General features: G+C 72.9%; 16 protein-coding genes. 12 read left to right on the forward strand and 4 right to left on the reverse strand.

The window, feature by feature from the left end:
* Window positions 1-18: 18 nt before the first annotated feature.
* The 5 genes from CHC11_RS05875 to CHC11_RS05895 all read left to right on the forward strand — a co-directional run bounded on the left by CHC11_RS05875 (window position 19) and on the right by CHC11_RS05895 (window position 3592).
* Window positions 19-729, forward strand: a complete 711-nt coding sequence (locus CHC11_RS05875) for a YcnI family copper-binding membrane protein (RefSeq protein ID WP_089310561.1) — start codon at window positions 19-21, stop codon at window positions 727-729.
* Window positions 726-1259 carry a copper resistance CopC family protein gene (locus CHC11_RS05880; protein WP_245918786.1) on the forward strand — a complete coding sequence of 178 codons (534 nt, stop codon included), beginning with the start codon at window positions 726-728 and terminating at the stop codon, window positions 1257-1259. Before CHC11_RS05875 ends, CHC11_RS05880 begins: the two co-directional genes overlap by 4 nt.
* A 70-nt stretch (window positions 1260-1329) precedes the next feature.
* Window positions 1330-2097, forward strand: coding sequence for a group II truncated hemoglobin (locus CHC11_RS05885; RefSeq protein WP_089310562.1), 768 nt, complete (start codon window positions 1330-1332; stop codon window positions 2095-2097).
* A 46-nt stretch (window positions 2098-2143) separates the two neighbouring features.
* Entirely contained in the window at window positions 2144-2842 is a 699-nt protein-coding gene (locus CHC11_RS05890) for a GNAT family N-acetyltransferase (protein ID WP_089310563.1), read from the forward strand.
* Between the two features lie 198 nt (window positions 2843-3040).
* On the forward strand, window positions 3041-3592 hold the full coding sequence (locus CHC11_RS05895) for a GNAT family N-acetyltransferase (protein ID WP_245918787.1): 552 nt from the start codon (window positions 3041-3043) through the stop codon (window positions 3590-3592).
* A gap of 63 nt (window positions 3593-3655) precedes the next feature.
* Here CHC11_RS05895 and CHC11_RS05900 read toward each other — a convergent pair whose 3' ends face one another.
* Complete coding sequence (locus CHC11_RS05900; protein ID WP_089310565.1) at window positions 3656-4126, reverse strand: carboxymuconolactone decarboxylase family protein; 471 nt, start codon at window positions 4124-4126, stop codon at window positions 3656-3658.
* A 314-nt stretch (window positions 4127-4440) separates the two neighbouring features.
* On the opposite strand from CHC11_RS05900, the gene CHC11_RS05905 reads away from it, so the two are divergent.
* The 3 genes from CHC11_RS05905 to CHC11_RS05915 are packed head-to-tail and all read left to right on the forward strand — an operon-like array spanning window position 4441 to window position 8633.
* Window positions 4441-6123 carry an AMP-binding protein gene (locus CHC11_RS05905; protein ID WP_089310566.1) on the forward strand — a complete coding sequence of 561 codons (1683 nt, stop codon included), beginning with the start codon at window positions 4441-4443 and terminating at the stop codon, window positions 6121-6123.
* Complete coding sequence (locus CHC11_RS05910) at window positions 6120-7757, forward strand: AMP-binding protein (RefSeq protein WP_089310567.1); 1638 nt, start codon at window positions 6120-6122, stop codon at window positions 7755-7757. The genes CHC11_RS05905 and CHC11_RS05910 overlap by 4 nt, the downstream gene beginning before the upstream one ends.
* A gap of 54 nt (window positions 7758-7811) precedes the next feature.
* Window positions 7812-8633: a helix-turn-helix transcriptional regulator gene (locus tag CHC11_RS05915; protein WP_089310568.1), complete on the forward strand. Its 822-nt coding sequence runs from the start codon at window positions 7812-7814 to the stop codon at window positions 8631-8633.
* Here CHC11_RS05915 and CHC11_RS05920 read toward each other — a convergent pair.
* Window positions 8579-10045, reverse strand: coding sequence for an MFS transporter (locus CHC11_RS05920; RefSeq protein ID WP_218825949.1), 1467 nt, complete (start codon window positions 10043-10045; stop codon window positions 8579-8581). The genes CHC11_RS05915 and CHC11_RS05920 overlap by 55 nt on opposite strands.
* A gap of 551 nt (window positions 10046-10596) precedes the next feature.
* On the opposite strand from CHC11_RS05920, the gene CHC11_RS05925 reads away from it, so the two are divergent.
* Window positions 10597-11382 (forward strand): polysaccharide deacetylase family protein, encoded by a 786-nt coding sequence (locus CHC11_RS05925; protein ID WP_089310570.1) that lies wholly within the window; start codon window positions 10597-10599, stop codon window positions 11380-11382.
* A gap of 3 nt (window positions 11383-11385) precedes the next feature.
* On the opposite strand, the gene mca is transcribed toward CHC11_RS05925, so the two are convergent.
* Together mca and CHC11_RS05935 are read right to left on the reverse strand one after the other, a co-directional pair.
* Window positions 11386-12234: a mycothiol conjugate amidase Mca gene (gene mca / locus CHC11_RS05930; protein ID WP_089310571.1), complete on the reverse strand. Its 849-nt coding sequence runs from the start codon at window positions 12232-12234 to the stop codon at window positions 11386-11388.
* A complete protein-coding gene (locus tag CHC11_RS05935) occupies window positions 12231-13646 on the reverse strand; it encodes an MDR family MFS transporter (RefSeq protein WP_218825950.1) in 1416 nt (471 codons plus the stop codon). Before CHC11_RS05935 ends, mca begins: the two co-directional genes overlap by 4 nt.
* A gap of 220 nt (window positions 13647-13866) precedes the next feature.
* Between CHC11_RS05935 and CHC11_RS05940 the strand changes: the two genes are divergently transcribed.
* From CHC11_RS05940 to CHC11_RS05950, 3 genes are all read left to right on the forward strand, one after another.
* Window positions 13867-15165 carry a sensor histidine kinase gene (locus CHC11_RS05940; protein WP_245918788.1) on the forward strand — a complete coding sequence of 433 codons (1299 nt, stop codon included), beginning with the start codon at window positions 13867-13869 and terminating at the stop codon, window positions 15163-15165.
* Window positions 15129-15773, forward strand: a complete 645-nt coding sequence (locus CHC11_RS05945; protein WP_089310572.1) for a response regulator — start codon at window positions 15129-15131, stop codon at window positions 15771-15773. The genes CHC11_RS05940 and CHC11_RS05945 overlap by 37 nt, the downstream gene beginning before the upstream one ends.
* Window positions 15774-15837: 64 nt before the next feature.
* The gene (locus CHC11_RS05950; protein WP_089310573.1) at window positions 15838-16725 is read left to right on the forward strand and encodes a hypothetical protein; all 888 of its coding nucleotides are present in this window, start codon (window positions 15838-15840) and stop codon (window positions 16723-16725) included.
* Window positions 16726-16752 lie beyond the last annotated feature (27 nt).

The following is a 16752-nucleotide window of genomic DNA, read 5'->3' on the forward strand; positions in this document are numbered from 1 at the left end:
CTCGAACGGAGTTCCGCAATGCCCTTCCTCCCCCATGCCCGGCGCGCCGGCGCCGTCGCGTCCCTCGCCGCCCTGTCCGTGGTCGGCCTGGCCGCGGCGGCGTCCGCGCACGTCACGGTCAACCCCAGGACCGCCGAGCAGGGCTCGTACTCCAAGGTCTCTTTCCGCGTGCCGAACGAGCGCGACGACGCCTCCACCACCAAGCTCGTGGTGAACCTGCCGACCGACCACCCGCTGGCGTCGGTGTCGGTCCGGCCGCTGCCGGGCTGGACGGTGAAGGTGGAGAAGTCCAAGCTGCCCAGGCCGCTGAAGACCGAGGGCGGCGAGCTGACCGAGGCCGTCACGAAGATCACCTGGAGCGGCGGCAAGATCGAGCCGGGCCGGTTCGAGGAGTTCGACGTCTCCATGGGGCCCCTGCCCACCGACACCGACCAGCTCGTGTTCAAGGCCGACCAGACGTACTCCGGCGGCGAGGTCGTCAAGTGGGAGGAGCCCCCCGCCGAGGGGGCCGAAGAGCCGGAGCACCCCTCTCCGGTGCTGAAGCTCCTCCCCAAGGGCTCGGCGACCACGACCGGCCTGACCGCGCAGGTGAAGCCCGCCGCCGCGGCGTCGTCCGCGTCGCCGGACGACGGGACGGCCCGGCTGCTCGGCGGCATCGGCATCGCCGTCGGTCTCGTCGGCATCGCGGTCGGCGCCTACGGCGTGACCCGGGCGCGGAGCCGGGCGTGACCCGGGCGGCGCTGCGCGGGGCGGCCGGTGTCGCGGCGCTCGCGGCCGTCCTGGCGACGACCGCGGTCCCGGCTTCGGCGCACACCACGCTGACGTCGGCGAGCCCCGCGAAGGACTCGACGGTCGCGGCCCCGTCCCAGATCGTCCTGACGTACGGCGACCCGGTACGGCTGCCGCGCGTGGTCGTGACCGACGGGTCGCGCAAGCAGTACCAGGCAGGGTCGGCGCGGGCGGTCGACAACAAGGTCACCCAGGCGGTGAACGGCACGCTGCCCGACGGGGAGTACACCGTGGGCTGGCGCGTCGTCGCGTCGGACGGCCATCCGGTCGAGGGCACCTTCACGTTCACCGTGCAGCGCTCGTCCGGGGCCGCCGGGCCCCCCGCCCCGGCGCCGTCCCGCACGGACGCCGCGTCCTCCGGAGGCTCGGGGGGCTCGTCGGGCTGGCTCTGGATCGGCCTGATCGCCCTGGTCCTCGCGGCCGCGGCGGGCGCGGTCGCCTGGTTCCGCCGCGCACCGACCCAGGATTGATCGTTGCGCTTCCGGTCGGATGATTACAGGATTACAGTGATAATCCGACCGGAAGCAGCCTGGGGGCGCCATGATCGTCGAGTACATCCGCTACCGCATCGAGCCGCCGGACGCGGAGGACTTCGAGGCCGCCTACGCGCGGGCCTCCGTCCCCCTCGCCGCCGCTCCCGAGTGCGTGGACTACGAGCTGTCCAGGTGCGTCGACGAGCCGTCGTCCTACATCCTGCGCATCTGCTGGACCTCGGCCGACGACCACATGCGGGGCTTCCGGGGCGGCGAGCACTTCCCCGCGTTCTTCGCCGAGATCAAGCCGTACGTCCAGCAGATCGAGGAGATGCGGCACTACGAGCGGACGGCGGTGCGCGGCGCCGGATCGTCCGTCCCGACCATGTACGACTGGGCGGGCGGAGGTGAGGCGTTGGAGCGGCTCACCGAGCACTTCTACGAGAACGTCCTCAAGGACGACCTGCTGCGCCCGCTCTTCGAGCACATGGCCCCGGACCACCCGAAGTGGGTCGCGGCGTGGCTCGGCGAGGTCTTCCGCGGGCCCGACCACTACAGCCGCGAGCGCGGCGGCTACCACCACATGGTGCGCCATCACCTCGGCAAGTCCATCACCGAGGCGCAGCGGCGCCGCTGGGTCACGCTCCTCATGGACGCGGCGGACGAGGTCGGCCTCCCGGACGACCCGGAGTTCCGCGCCGCGTTCGCCTCCTACATCGAGTGGGGCACGCGCATCGCCCTGGCCAACTCCCAGCCGGACGCCGAGCCGCCCCTCCAAGCCCCTATGCCGCATTGGGGCTGGGGCGTCGCCCCGCCCTACATCCCCGCCGACTAGCATCCGGGGCGCTGATCCCCACGCACGGCCTGGGAGGTACTGCACCATGGCGGACCGGGACGACGTCGCCCTCGACGACCCTGTGGGCGAGTCGCTTCGCGGTCACCACGCGCACCTTGCCCGCCGGCTAGGCCGGGCCGCCACCTACCTGCCGGAGGTCTCGACCTTCTCGACCGTGTCCGCCGACCCGGAACCGGCGGACTGGGCCGACCTCGCCCGGCTGCTCGGCCGAGGCGAACTCGCCGACATGTTCAGCAGTCCCGCGACTCCGCCGCCGGGCTGGGAGCCGGTCTTCGTCCTCGAAGGGCTCCAGATGGTCTGGTCCGGTGGCGGCGAGAGCGAGACCGGCGTGGTGGAACCCGGCGTTGTCGGCCTGGGTGCGGACAGCGTCCCCGAGATGCTCGACCTCGTCGCACGGACCCGACCGGGGCCGTTCTGGCCGCGCACCCACGAACTCGGCGCCTATGTCGGCGTCCGCGACGAGGGCGCGCTGGTGGCGATGGCGGGCGAACGGCTCCGGCCTCCGGGATGGACGGAGATCAGCACCGTCTGCACCGCCCCCGAGGCGCGCGGGCGCGGCCACGCCGCCCGCCTGATCCGCGCGCTCGCGGCCCGCATCGTGTCCCGGAACGAACGCCCCTTCCTGCACGTGGCCGAGACGAACACCCAGGCGATCGCCCTGTACGAACGGCTCGGCTTCAACCCCCGGAGGCACGTGACGTTCCGCGGCTTCCGGGTCCCGTGACCGCCGCGGACGCTTAGGCCCGTCGTTGTGGGCAGAGCCCGTCGTAGTAGGAAAAGCCCGGCGTAGTAAGCTCTGCGGCGTTCCTGCGACAGGGGAGGTTGATGAATATGGCCCGCGTGGCGCTTCTTCAGCATGCCCTTGTCCGGGCCGCCCGCGGTTGAGCGCGGCCCGGTCGTCCAGAACGACCAGGAGCCAGACTTGTCTTCTTCCGACCTGACCACATCAGGCCTGCCCGACTCCGCCCCGGCCGGCGCCGACCCCGCCAAGGCGGGCCCGGCCGACGCGGACCTGACCACGGACCGGCTCGTCCTGCGGCCGTGGACGTCCGGCGAGATCGCCGTCGTCCTGTCCGGCGACAGGCCCGCCCATTGGGCGGACGACTTCCCCGCCGAGGGCGACCTCGCCATCGCCGGCTTCATCGCCGAGCACCCGTCCGCGCTCGGCGAGCACGGCCAGCGTCAGATCATCGAACGGTCCACCGGCCTGGTGGTCGGCGCCGTCGGCCTGTTCTGGCCGCCCGCCGACGGGGCCGTCGAGTTCGGTTACGGCGTCGTCCCGTCCCGCCGGGGCCGGGGGTACGCCACCGAGGCCGCCCGCGCCATCGTGGCGTTCGCCCTGACCTCGCCCGGCGTGGACAGGGTCGTCGCGACCGTGGAACCGTCCAACCCGGCGTCGGTCCGCGTCCTGGTGAACGCCGGACTCCGGCTTGTCAGCACGGGCCAGGATCTCGCCACCTACAGCACCGCCTGACGGCGGGCCGGGCGTGCCGCCCTTCCCCCAGGTGAAGGGCGGCACGTCCGCTGTCGGGGCCGGTCAGCCGAACTGGCCGGGCTCGTAGGCGCCGGCGGGCTGGCGGGTGATGACGTTCATCCGGTTCCAGGCGTTGATGAGGGCGATGAGCGACACCAGGGCCGCGAGTTCCTCCTCGTCGTAGTGCTTGGCGGCGTTCGCCCAGACCTCGTCGGAGACGCCGGCGCCGTCGGCGAGGCGGGTCCCCTGCTCGGCCAGTTCCAGGGCGGCGCGCTCGGCGTCGGTGAAGACGGTCGCCTCCCGCCAGGCGGCGACCAGGTTGAGGCGCACCGACGTCTCGCCCTTGTGGGCGGCGTCCTTGCTGTGCATGTCGACACAGAATCCGCAGCCGTTGATCTGGCTGGCCCGCAGCTCCACCAGATGCACCGTCGTGGACGGCAGCGTCGAGCCGGAGACGGCCTTGGCCGCCGACTGCATGTACTTCATGAACTTGCCGGCGGTCTCGGTGCCGTAGTAGGGGAAACGGGCGTCCATGGCGATCTCCTTGCCGTGTGGAGGCTTACGCCAGGTTGACGGGACGGCCGGGCGAGGTGTGACACCCCCCGGAAGTGACCCCCCTCACCTCGCCGGCCCGGGCCGTCGCCGGGCGCGCCGGGGCGGGACGCTGCTCGACGACCGCGGCTGGACCCCCGGCCAAATCGGCGACCACATGGCGCTGCTGCCGCGCTCAACCTTCGTGACGGGCGGGTAGGACCACTCCGCCACCCCCGTTCGGGGGTGGCGTGGGTCACCCGGATGGCCAACCATCCTTCTGACCGGGTGTCCGTGCGGCTACGAGGGAGAAGACCATGCCCGCAGTCGAGTTCCGCGCGGCGCGCGACTTCCTGCTCGCGCATCGCGACGACTACGCGACGGCGTACGAGAAGTTCCGCTGGCCGGTGCTGACCGGTTTCAACTGGGCGCTGGACTGGTTCGACAAGATCGCCGAGGGGAACGACTCGCCCGCGCTGTGGATCGTCGAGGAGGACGGCGCCGAGGCCAGGTACTCGTTCTCGCAGATGGCGCGGCGGTCGAACCAGGTCGCGAACATGCTGCGCCGGGCGGGGGTGCGGCGCGGCGACCGGATCATCCTGATGCTCGGCAACCAGGTGGAGCTGTGGGAGACCGTGCTCGCGGCGATGAAGCTCGGCGCGATCATGATCCCGTGCACGCCGCTGCTCGGCACGGCCGACCTCCAGGACCGGCTGACGCGCGGGAAGGCCCGGCACGTGGTGACCGCCTCGTCCGAGGCCGGGAAGTTCGACGGCGTCGAGGGCGAGTACACGAAGATCGCCGTGGGCGAGCCGGTGCGGGGCTGGCTGCCGTACGCCGCCGCCTACGAGGAGGGCGAGTCCTTCACCCCCTACGGGATGACGATGTCGCGGGACACGCTGCTGCTGTACTTCACGTCCGGGACGACGGCCAAGCCGAAGCTGGTCGAGCACACCCACGCGTCCTACCCGGCCGGGCACCTGTCGACGATGTACTGGATCGGGCTGCGGCCGGGGGACGTCCACCTGAACATCTCGTCGCCGGGGTGGGCGAAGCATGCGTGGAGCAACATCTTCGCGCCCTGGGACGCCGAGGCGTGCGTGTTCATCTTCAACTACACCCGCTTCGACCCCGACCGGCTCCTCGACACCCTCGAACGCTGCGGCGTGACGAGCTTCTGCGCGCCGCCGACCGTGTGGCGGATGCTGATCCAGGCCGACCTCGGGCGGCTCGGCAGGCCGCCGCGCGAGGTCGTCGCGGCCGGGGAGCCGCTGAACCCCGAGGTCATCGAGCGGGTGAAGCGGGCATGGGACCGCACGATCCGGGACGGCTTCGGGCAGACCGAGACGACCGTCCAGATCGCCAACACGCCCGGCCAGCCGGTCAAGCCCGGCTCGATGGGGCGTCCCGTGCCCGGCTACGAGGTGGTGCTGATCGACCCGCTGACCGGGGAGCCGGGCGAGGAGGGCGAGATCTGCCTCGACCTGGAGGACCGGCCGCTCGGGCTGATGACCGGCTACCACGGCGACGACGAGCGCACCGAGGAGGCGATGGCCGGGGGCTACTACCACACCGGCGACATCGGCTCCCGCGACGAGGACGGGTACATCACCTACGTCGGGCGCGCCGACGACGTGTTCAAGGCGTCCGACTACAAGATCTCGCCGTTCGAGCTGGAGAGCGTGCTGATCGAGCACGAGGCGGTGGCGGAGGCCGCGGTCGTGCCGTCGCCCGACCCGGTACGGCTGGCCGTCCCGAAGGCCTACGTCACGCTCGCGAGCGGCTGGGCGCCGGACGCCGAGACCGCCAAGGCGATCTTCGCGCACTGCCGGGAGCAGCTGTCGCCCTACAAGCGGGTCCGGCTGCTGGAGTTCGCCGAGCTGCCGAAGACGATCTCCGGGAAGATCCGCCGGGTCGAGCTGCGGGCCAGCGAGATCGACAAGCATCCCGGGCAGGACGACCGGCCGGCGGGCGAGTTCAGGGAGGAGGACCTGCGATGAACCTCTCCTACGCGTCGGGCGTCTCGGCCACGCCGCTGCTCGGCGACACGATCGGCGCGAACCTCGACAGGACGGTCGCGGCGCACGCGGACCGCGACGCGCTCGTCGAGCGGGCGTCCGGCCGCCGCTGGACCTACGAGCAGTTCTCCGACGACGTGGAGGCCGTCGCGCTCGGCCTGCGCGACCTCGGCGTCGTCAAGGGCGACCGGGTGGGCATCTGGGCGCCGAACTGCGCCGAGTGGATGCTCGTGCAGTACGCGACGGCCAAGCTCGGGGCGATCCTCGTCAACATCAACCCCGCCTACCGGGTGCACGAACTGGAGTTCGTCCTCAACCAGGCGGGGATCCGGACGCTGGTCGCCTCGCCGGTGTTCAGGACGTCCGACTACGCGGCGATGATCGAGCAGGTCAAGCCGGAGTGCGCCGCGCTTCGCGACGTCGTGCTCATCGGCACGCCCGGGTGGGACGCGCTGCTGGAGGCGGGCCGCACGGGCGAACCGGGCGTCCTCGCCGAGATCGGGCGGATGCTCACCGCCGACGACCCGATCAACATCCAGTACACGTCCGGGACGACGGGGTTCCCCAAGGGCGCGACGCTGTCGCACCACAACATCCTGAACAACGGCTACTTCGTCGGCGAGCTGTGCGGCTACGACGAGGAGGACCGCATCTGCGTCCCGGTGCCCTTCTACCACTGCTTCGGCATGGTCATGGGCAACCTGGCGGCGACCAGTCACGGCGCGTGCGTCGTGATCCCGGCGCCGGCGTTCGACCCGGAGGCGACGCTGGAGGCGGTCGCGGCCGAGCGCTGCACGTCGCTGTACGGGGTGCCGACGATGTTCATCGCCGTCCTCAACGAGCCGTCGCTCACCGGGCTCGACCTGTCCGGCCTGCGCACCGGGATCATGGCCGGGTCGCCGTGCCCGGTCGAGGTGATGAAGCAGGTCATCGAGCGGCTCGGGATGAGCGAGGTCGCGATCTGCTACGGCATGACCGAGACTTCGCCGGTGTCCACGCAGACCCGCGCGGGCGACTCGCTGGAGCGCCGCGTGTCCACGGTCGGGACCGTCCTGCCGCACCTGGAGATCAAGGTGGTCGACCCGGAGACGGGCGTGACCGTCCCGCGCGGCGTGCCCGGCGAGTTCTGCACGCGCGGCTACTCGGTGATGCTCGGCTACTGGGACGAGCCGGACAGGACGGCCGAGGCCGTCGACACGGCCCGCTGGATGCACACCGGCGACCTCGCGGTGATGGACCGGGAGGGCTACGTCACCATCACCGGCCGGATCAAGGACATGGTGATCCGGGGCGGGGAGAACATCTACCCGCGCGAGATCGAGGAGTTCCTCTACACCCACCCCGACATCGTCGACGCGCAGGTCATCGGCGTCCCGGACGAGAAGTACGGCGAGGAGCTGATGGCCTGGGTGCGGCTGCGCGAGGGCGCGCCCGGCCTGACCGCCGGGGAGCTGCGCGCGTTCTGCGAGGGCAGGCTCGCCCACTACAAGATCCCCCGCTACGTGCACGTGGTGGAGGAGTTCCCGATGACGGTCACCGGCAAGATCCGCAAGGTGCAGATGCGCGCCGAGGCCGTGGACATCCTCGGCCTGGAGGACACCGCCGCGCGGCACTAGCTTTGTCCGCCCCGCCACTTTCGTGACGGGGGTCGCTCAGGGCATTCTCGGAGCATGGGCGATGACGTGGGGGCCGTCCGGGCGGCGGTGCTGACGCTGCAGCGCACGACCGGCCTGCCCATGGTGTTCGGGGGCGCCCTCAGCGGCCAGGACCGGCTGGTGATCACCGAGCTGGTCGGCAACAGGACCGACTCGCTGAACGGCCTCGCGGTGCGCCAGGGCAACGGGCTCGGCGGCAAGGCGATGGCCATGGGACGTCCCGCGTGGGTCAGCAACTACCCGTGCTCGGCGTCGATCAGCCACGACTACGACAGGCCCGTCGGGCGCGAGGGGCTGCTGTCGATCGTCGCGGTCCCGATCGTCGTGCGGCGGCGCGTCCGCGGTGTCCTCTACGGCGCGCTGAGGGAGCCGCTCTCGCTCGCCGACCGCGTCGTCGGCGCGGCCGTGGAGGCGGCCCGCGACCTCGAACAGGACCTCGCCGTCCAGGACCGCGCGGAGGAGGCGCTGGCGCGGACGCCGCCCGGCACGTCGGCGGCGCGCTGGGAGGAGGTCCGGGCCGTGCACGCCGAGCTGCGCGCCCTCGCCGAGCAGGTCCGCGACCTGCCGGCCCGCGACCGGCTGCGGGAGGCGTCGCTGCGCCTCGCGGCGGCCGGGCTGGACGAGCCGGCCGGGTCGCCGCGCCCCGTCCTGTCGCCCCGCGAGCTGGACGTCCTGTCGTACGTCGCGATCGGCTGCACCAACGCCGAGGCCGCCGAGCGGCTCGGGCTGCTGCCGGAGACGGTGAAGAGCTACCTGCGGTCGGCGATGCGCAAGCTCGACAGTCACACCCGGTTGGAGGCCGTGACCGCCGCCCGCCGCGCCGGGCTGCTCCCCTGATCCTCGCGCCGCGCCGCCCGGTGCCCCGCGAGCGAGGCGGCGGTCGCGGCGAGCGCCGTCCCGCCGAATCCGAGCATCACGGCGGTGAACGCCGGGCCGTGGCCGCCGGGGACGCCGAGGTACAGGGTCCCGAAGACGGCGACGCCCGCCACGCCCGCGAGCTGGAAGTTCATGTTGACCAGCCCGCTGAGGTCCGCCGCGTGCCGGTCCGGGACGTGCGCCGTCAGCCGCCCGAGCTGCGGCGCGAACCCGAACCCGAGGCCGAGGCCGCCGAACCCGAGCAGGACGGCGAGCACCGTCCCGTCCGGGCGGGCCAGCCCCGCCGCGACGTACACCGACGCGAGCAGCAGGTAGCCGGCGACGGGCGCGCGGGCGGCCAGGCGGGCGGGGAGCCGCGGCACGAGCGCCCCGGCGATCCCGAACGCGGCGACCCAGGGCACGAGCACCAGGCCCGAGAACAGGGCGCTGCGGCCCAGCCCGTCCTGCAGGTAGAGGGCGAGGACGAACATCATCGCGTAGAAGGTCCCGGTGGCCGCGCCGAGGGCGCCGAGCGTCCACGCCACGACCGGGCGGCCGAGCACGCCCAGGGCGAGCAGCGGGGAGGCGACGCGCCGCTGCCGCCTGACGAACAGGGCGGCCGCCGGCACGCAGGCCGCGAGCGACGCCCACGTCCACGGCGGCCAGCCAGCCTCGCGCCCGAACAGCAGCGGGACCACGGCCAGCAGCGCCGCCGCCGACAGCAGGGCCGCCCCGGCGAGGTCGAGGCGCGCGCTTCGTCCGCCCGCGTCGGCCGGCAGCAGCCGCGCGCCGATCGCGAGCAGCACGATCCCGGCCGGCACGTTGACCAGGAAGACCGGGCGCCAGCCCAGCCCGCCCACGTCGGCCGAGACCAGCACGCCGCCGAGCACCTGGCCCGCGACCGCGCCGCCGGACAGCGCCACCGCGAGCAGCCCCTGCGCCCGCGCCCGCGCCGGGCCGGTGAAGTGGAGCTGGATGCCCGAGAGGACCTGCGGCACCATCAGCGCCCCGGCCGCCCCCTGCGCCAGCCGCGCGGCGACGAGCGCGCCGGTGGTCGGGGCCAGCCCGCACGCCAGCGAGGCCGCCGTGAACGCGCCGAGCCCGAGCAGGAACATGCGCCGGTGGCCGCGTGCCTGACCGAGCCGCGCGCCGGTCACCAGCAGGACGGCGTACGCGAGCGTGTACCCGGAGACGACCAGTTCGAGAGCGCCGCCGGACGGCCGCAGATCCTCCCTGATGGACGGACCCGCGACGTTCACGACCGCGATGTCGACGTTGACCATGAACTGCCCGGCGAGCAGCACCGCGAGCATGAGGGCGGGCCGCCGGAGGCCGGTGTTCGAGGGCGGAGCGCTCGAAGGCGGAGTGTTCGAGGGCGGAGTGTTCGAGGGCATGGCGGACCAACCCCGGCCGCCGCCACCGGGTTGCAGTGGGGCGGGCCGACGGGGCCTTCACGGGGCCGGTGAACACCGCGGGGCCGCGCGGTCTTCGTCGGATCGGGCCCGGCGACGGGGTCAGCGGCGTGGGCGCCGTCCAGTACAGATCGGCCCCCGCGGCGCACTGCCTGGTGATGGTCGCGCACGCCGGCTGCGCCGGGCGTGATCGCTCGGCCGTCCCGCCTCGTTCCCGGGCGGAGACGTCCGGCCCCCGATTCGCACTGAAGACGGTAACACCTCTCCCGGCACGATCGTCGCCGTCCTCACCCCGCCCCGGAGCAGGTCGCGGCGTCTCCCGGAATCACCTGTCGCAGGCGGGACGACGACCGCCGTTCGACCACCGAAAGTGGCCCGACCTGCGACGCTGTGCTCACACCCGAAATCGGACCACTCAGGTGAGCCGATCGTGATCCCAGAGCGGCCTCCTACCCGCCCAAAACCCCGATAGCGTGGGACTTGTGGAGGTTGAGGACTCAAGTTGGACATCCCGTCGCAAAGCACTCTGGCTGATGGGTGCCGCCGCCGGGCTCGCCGCGCTCGGCGCGGACGGCGCGCGTCCGCCGCGCGGGTCGGGGGCACCCGCGTGGGCCGCGCCGACCCCCCGCGCGAGGCCGGTCATCCATCCGACCCCGACCCCGACCCCGACGCCGACCCCCCGGCCCGCGCCGTGGACGCTGGCGAAGCTCACCGCGCTGGAGACCCCCGTCCGCGAGCTGTCGCAGCTGTCTCCCCCGCCGCCCGCGGAGTCGATCGCCCTCACCATTGACGACGGTCCGAGCCCCCTCTGGACGCCCCGCGTGCTCGACCTGCTGGCCGAGCACGAGATCCACGCGACGTTCTTCGTCATCGGCGAGCAGGTGAAGGAGTTCTCCAAGCTCACCCGCCGCATCACCGACGCCGGCCACCAGATCTGCAACCACACCGAGACGCACCCGATCAGCATCGCGGGCATGTCGAGGAAGCGGGTCCGCAAGGAGATCGTCGAGGCGCACGACCGGATCGCCGACGTGACCGGCGTCGTCCCCCAGTTCTTCCGCTCCCCCGGCGGCGCGTGGTCGAAGACGATTTTGGAGCTGGTGGAGGAGCACGACATGCTGCCGATCGACTGGGCCGTCGACCCGCGCGACTGGGCCCGTCCCGGCGTCGGCCACATCCGCCGCACGCTCCTGAAGGGCAAGGCCGGCAACATCATGCTGTGCCACGACGGGGGCGGCGACCGCTCCCAGACCCTCAAGGCCCTGGACACCGTCATCCCGAAGATGAAGAAGCGCGGCCTGACCTTCGTGGCTCTCTGAGCGTCAGCGGAGGCCCGCGAAGAGGTCGTTCTCGGGCAGCTCCGTCTCCACGCGGGAACGGGCGAGGTGGTAGTCCTCGGTCGGCCAGACGGCGCGTTCGACGTCGCGCGGGTGGGCCATGAAGCCCGCGTCCGGGTCGATCTGGGTGGCGTGCGCCAGCAGCGCCCTGTCCCGGACGGCGAAGTACTCCGCGCAGTGGACGCGGGTGGTGATGTCGAGCTTCGGCGCGGTGTCCGGCCATCCGGCCAGAATCGGGCCGATGGCCGATTCCAGGCCGCGTTCGGTCATCCCGTCGTGCAGCGCCTGGAACCACTCCTTCGAGAAGGCGCCCTGGTAGTAGAGCTTGTCGGGTCGCCACGGCTCACCCGTCCCCGGATAGCGGGACGGGTCGGCCGATGCGTCGAACGCCTCCGCCGTCACCTCGTGCGTCCTGACGTGGTCCGGATGCGGGTAGCCGCCCGTCTCGTCGTAGGTGACGACCACATGGGGACGGAACTCGCGGATCAGCGCCACGAGGGGGCGGGCGGCCTCGGTGAGGGGCGTCCGCGCGAAGCAGCCCTCCGGCAGGGGCTCGCCTGCGGCGGGCAGGCCCGAGTCGACGAAGCCGAGGAACCGCTGCCGGACGCCGAGGATCACGCGCGCCGCCTCCATCTCCGCCCGCCGGATCGCCGCCAGGTCCGCCCGGATGTCGGGCCGGTCCATCGCGGGGTTGAGCACGTCGCCGCGCTCCCCGCCCGTGCAGGTCGCGACCAGGACGTCGGCGCCTTCGGCCGCGTACTTCGCGAGCGTGGCGGCGCCCTTGCTCGACTCGTCGTCCGGGTGCGCGTGCACGCTGAGCAGCCGGTACCTCATCGGTTCTCCTTCCGGGACGGGTAGAAGAGGGCGGGAACGAGGGTCAGGGCGGACAGGGCCACCGCCCACCAGAAGGTGCGCCCGTAGGCGGCTGCGGGGGCGTGGCCGTCCAGGGAGCGTTGCAGGACGACCGCGAAGACCGCGGTGCCCAGGGACCCTCCGACCCGGTTGACGGTGTTAACCGCCCCGGCGGCGCGCGCGACCTCGTGGCGCTCGACGCTCGCGTAGAGCGTGGCCATGCCGGGCGCCATGACGACCCCGAGCCCCGCGCCCCGGACGACCAGCGACGCCACCAGGAGCCAGCCCGCCGGTGAGGAGCCCAACCGGGTGAAGGCGACCGTGCCGGCGAGGGTCAGCAGGATGCCGGTGAGGATCAGCGGGCGGGGTGCCATGCGGTCGGCCAGGCGGCTCGCGAAGAACGTGGCGGCGGCCGTCCCGACGGCCTGCGGGGCGAGCAGGAGACCCGCCTCCAGCGCGGACGCGTGCTCGACCTGCTGGTAGTAGAGCGGCAGCAGGAGCATGGAACTGTAGAGGGCGGCGCCCTGCAGGAAGGAGTTGGCCGTCGCGACGGCGAAGCCGCGCCGGGCGAAGAGGCGCAGGTCGATCAGGGCCGCCGCGCGGCGGCGCAGGGCATTGGCGACATAGCCGAGCACGAGCACGGCTCCGGCCAGCAGCGGCACCGTGACGCGGAGGGCGCCGAAGCCATGGTCGCCGGCCCCGGAGAAGCCGTAGACGAGTGCGGCCAGGCCGGGTGACAGGAGCGCCAGGCCGAGGACGTCCAGCCGGCCGCCGCCCGTCCCGCGCTCGGGGTCGGACGGGACGTGGCGGGCCGCCAGCAGCAGGGTCAGCAGGCCGAGCGGGACGTTCACCAGGAACATCCAGCGCCAGTCGAACCGGTCGACGATCAGCCCGCCGAGGACCGGGCCGAGGACCGGCGCGAACGTCAGCGGCAGGACGGTGATGCCGAAGACGCGGCCGAGACGGGCGGGCCCGGCGGCGCGGACGACGATCGACTGCCCGATCGGCTGGATCAGGCCGCCGCCGACGCCCTGGAGCACGCGGAACAGGATCAGGCTCCCGGCCGACCACGCGAGGCCGCAGAGGGCGGACCCGGCGGCGAACAGGGCGACGGAGACCATCCACATCCTGCGGGCGCCGAACCGGTCGCTCGCCCAGCCCGCCAGCGGCATCACCATCGAGATCGCGAGGAGGTATCCGGCCGACACCCACTGCAGCGTGGCGGGCGGACTGTGGAAGTCGCGAGCGACCGCGTCCAGGCCGACCGTCACGATCGTCGTGTCGAGCAGGGCGAGTATCGGGCCGAGGACCAGGACGAACGACGCCTTCAGCAGCGCCGGGTCCAGTCTCTCGGGCGGTCGCCGCGCGGCGGGGGCGCGGTCGGGTGCGATCACGGGACTCCTCCAAGTAAATGGAACGAACCTAAAATTAGACTCAGCACACTCACATGGTCAAGGTTATTTTTATGTCCGCTCTAGTTTTCGAGGCGAGCGTGGGGTGTACCCAGGTACACCCCACGCTCGGGTTGCGGGCACACTGTGCTGCGGGGACGCCGCCGGAAGACTGACTCCAGACGGCAAGCGACCCGCGGAGGATCCGGTGGACGGTGGACTGGTGCACGAGACACGGCTGCAACGGCATGTCAGGGCGCCCTGGCGCGGGCTGACCCTCTGGCTGCTCGCCATCCCCGCGACGCTCGTCGGCCTGTGGTTCATCACGGTCATCTCGATGATCACGAGCTTCGTCGGGGTGCTGCTGTTCCCGTCCGCGACGATGCTGCTGCGCAACCAGCTCGACGCGTACCGGGTCCGCATCAACCGGTGGACCGACGTCCGGATCGCCCGGCCGTACCTGCCGGAACCGGAGCAGGAGCCCGGCCTGAGCGGCATGTTCAAGCGGTTCGTCGCGCTGATCAGCGACCCGGCCACCTGGCGGGACTACCTGTGGGTCCTCACCGACCCGGTCGTCTCGGTGTTCACCGCGGCGCTGCCCGCGCTGCTGATCCTGTACGGGGTGTGGGGGTACGTGCTCGCCGCCTTCGCCGGCGACATGATCGGGCACTACGGCGGCAGCGACTGGTACGCCTACATCCACGTCACCGAGGGGTTCGGCCGCGACACCGGACGGGTCGTCTCCACGGTGGCCGTCGCCACGGCGTGCATCGCCGTCGGGTTCCTCATCGGCCCGTGGATGCTGTCCTTCTACGGGGCTTGGGGCAGCGCCATCCTCGGCCCGACGAGGAAGTCGGAGCTGGCGCTGCGCGTCCAGCACCTCACCGAGACCCGGTCGGAGGCCGTGGACGCCTCCGCCGCCGAGCTGCGCCGCATCGAGCGCGACCTGCACGACGGAGCGCAGGCCCGGCTCGTGGCGATGGGGATGAGCCTCGGCGCGATCGAGCACCTGCTCGACCGGGACCCGGAGAAGGCCCGCCTGCTGCTCGCCGAGACCCGCGCGTCGTCGGCGAAGGCGCTGCACGAGCTGCGCGACCTCGTCCGCGGCATCCACCCGCCGGTGCTCGCCGACCGCGGCGTCGGCGACGCGGTCCGGGCCCTCGCGCTCGACCACCCGCTGGACGTCGAGGTGTCCGCCGACCTGCCGGCGCGGCCCGAGCCGCCGGTCGAGTCCGCCGCCTACTTCGCGGTGTCGGAGATCCTCACCAACGCGGCCAAGCACTCCGGCGCGTCCCGCGTCTGGGTCGACATGCGGTACGAGAACGGCATGCTGCGGATCACCGTGACCGACGACGGCCGCGGCGGCGCGACCCTGGAGGGCGGTTCGGGGCTGCGCGGGATCGAGCGGCGGATCGGTACATTCGACGGCGTCCTCGCCCTCAGCTCGCCCCCGGGCGGCCCGACGATCGTGACCATGGAGCTGCCGTGCGCGTTGTCCTCGCCGAAGATCTCGCCCTCCTGAGGGAGGGCCTCGTCAGCCTGCTGGAGTCGCACGACTTCGAGATCGCGGCGGCCGTCGACAACGGCCCGTCCCTGCTGAAGGCACTGCTCGACCACCGCCCGGACGTGGCGGTGGTCGACGTGCGCCTGCCGCCGTCCTTCACCGACGAGGGCCTCCAGGCGGCGCTGGAGGCGCGGCGGCAGGTCCCCGGCCTGCCGGTCCTCGTGCTGTCGCAGTACGTCGAGCAGCTCTACGCCCGCGAGCTGCTCGCCGACGGCACCGGCGCGATCGGCTACCTGCTCAAGGACCGGGTGTTCGACGCGGCGCAGTTCGTGGACGCGGTCCGCCGGGTCGCCGCGGGCGGCACCGCCATGGACCCCGAGGTCATCTCCCGGCTCGTGGCCCGCAACACCCGCGACACCCCGCTCGGCCGCCTCACCCCGCGCGAGACCGAGGTCCTGGAGCTGATGGCGCAGGGACGCTCCAACGCGGCGATCGCGGAGCGGCTCGTGGTCACCGAGCGCGCGGTGACCAAGCACACCGCGAACATCTTCGCCAAGCTCGACCTGTCCGTGACCGGCGACGACAACCGCCGCGTCCTCGCCGTCCTGGCCTACCTCAACCGCTGAGTCGTCCGCCGACGGGCGCGGCGGTGGCGTAGTCTGCCCCGCGAGCAGGCCCGGGGAGGGCGCGATGACGGTGATTCTGGTTCTGCTGTGCCTGGCCATCGCCGGGCGGGAGCTGTGGCTGGCGTTCGAGCGCGGGCGGACGCCGGGCGCGCCCGAGATCGCCGACATCCGCACGCAGCTGCGCGCCCTCAAGGGGACCCGGGACGAGCTGGCGGAGTTCCGCGCGTCCCAGCGCGAGCGCCTCGACCGGCTCGCCGCCGACCAGGAGAGCGACCGCGCGGCCTTCGGCGAGGCCGACGCCCGGATCCGGTCGCTCGTCACGCAGATCAACGACCGGCTGGTACCGGACGTGAGCGGCCGGCTGAAGGAGCAGCGGGAAGCGGCCGAGGAGCAGCGCGCGGCCGTGGAGCGGCTGGCCGCCGAGATGGCCGTGCTCCGCGGGCACCTCGCCCGGCGGCTCGACCAGGCCGCCGCCGCGTCCCTCGGCGCCGACCCCGCCGACCTGGTCACCGGGTCCCTCGCCGTCGTGCCGGCGGAGGCGCGCCCGGCGCTCTCCGGCCCCTTCGAGCGGTTCGCCGAGCACCACGGGCTGCGCGTCGAGCTGACCGACGGAGACCGCTACTACCTGTCCGGACGCAGCCCACGCGGCCTGGAACTCGACTTCATCGACCTGCTGACCGCGCTGCGCGAGCGCTGCGTGGAGTCCACCGGCCCGGCACCGGCCCTGCTCGGCGCGCTGCGCGACGTCGACCGGGGCGGCGCGCAGATCGGGCCGCTGCTGATCGTGCGGACGCCGGAGTCGCTGGTGTGCGGGGTGCTGCCGCTCGCCGAGCTGCGCCGCCCCGACGCCGCCGGGCTGCTCGGCGACCCGGACGCCGCCGCCCGGCGCCTCCACCGCCTCCCCGAGGGCCGGTTCTGCGACGTGTCCGCCTGGCCCGCGCTCAACGCCTGACCCTCACCACCGGGCTCCCACCACGGG

The sequence above is a fragment of the Actinomadura mexicana genome, from assembly GCF_900188105.1.
Taxonomy (GTDB): Bacteria; Actinomycetota; Actinomycetes; order Streptosporangiales; family Streptosporangiaceae; genus Spirillospora; species Spirillospora mexicana.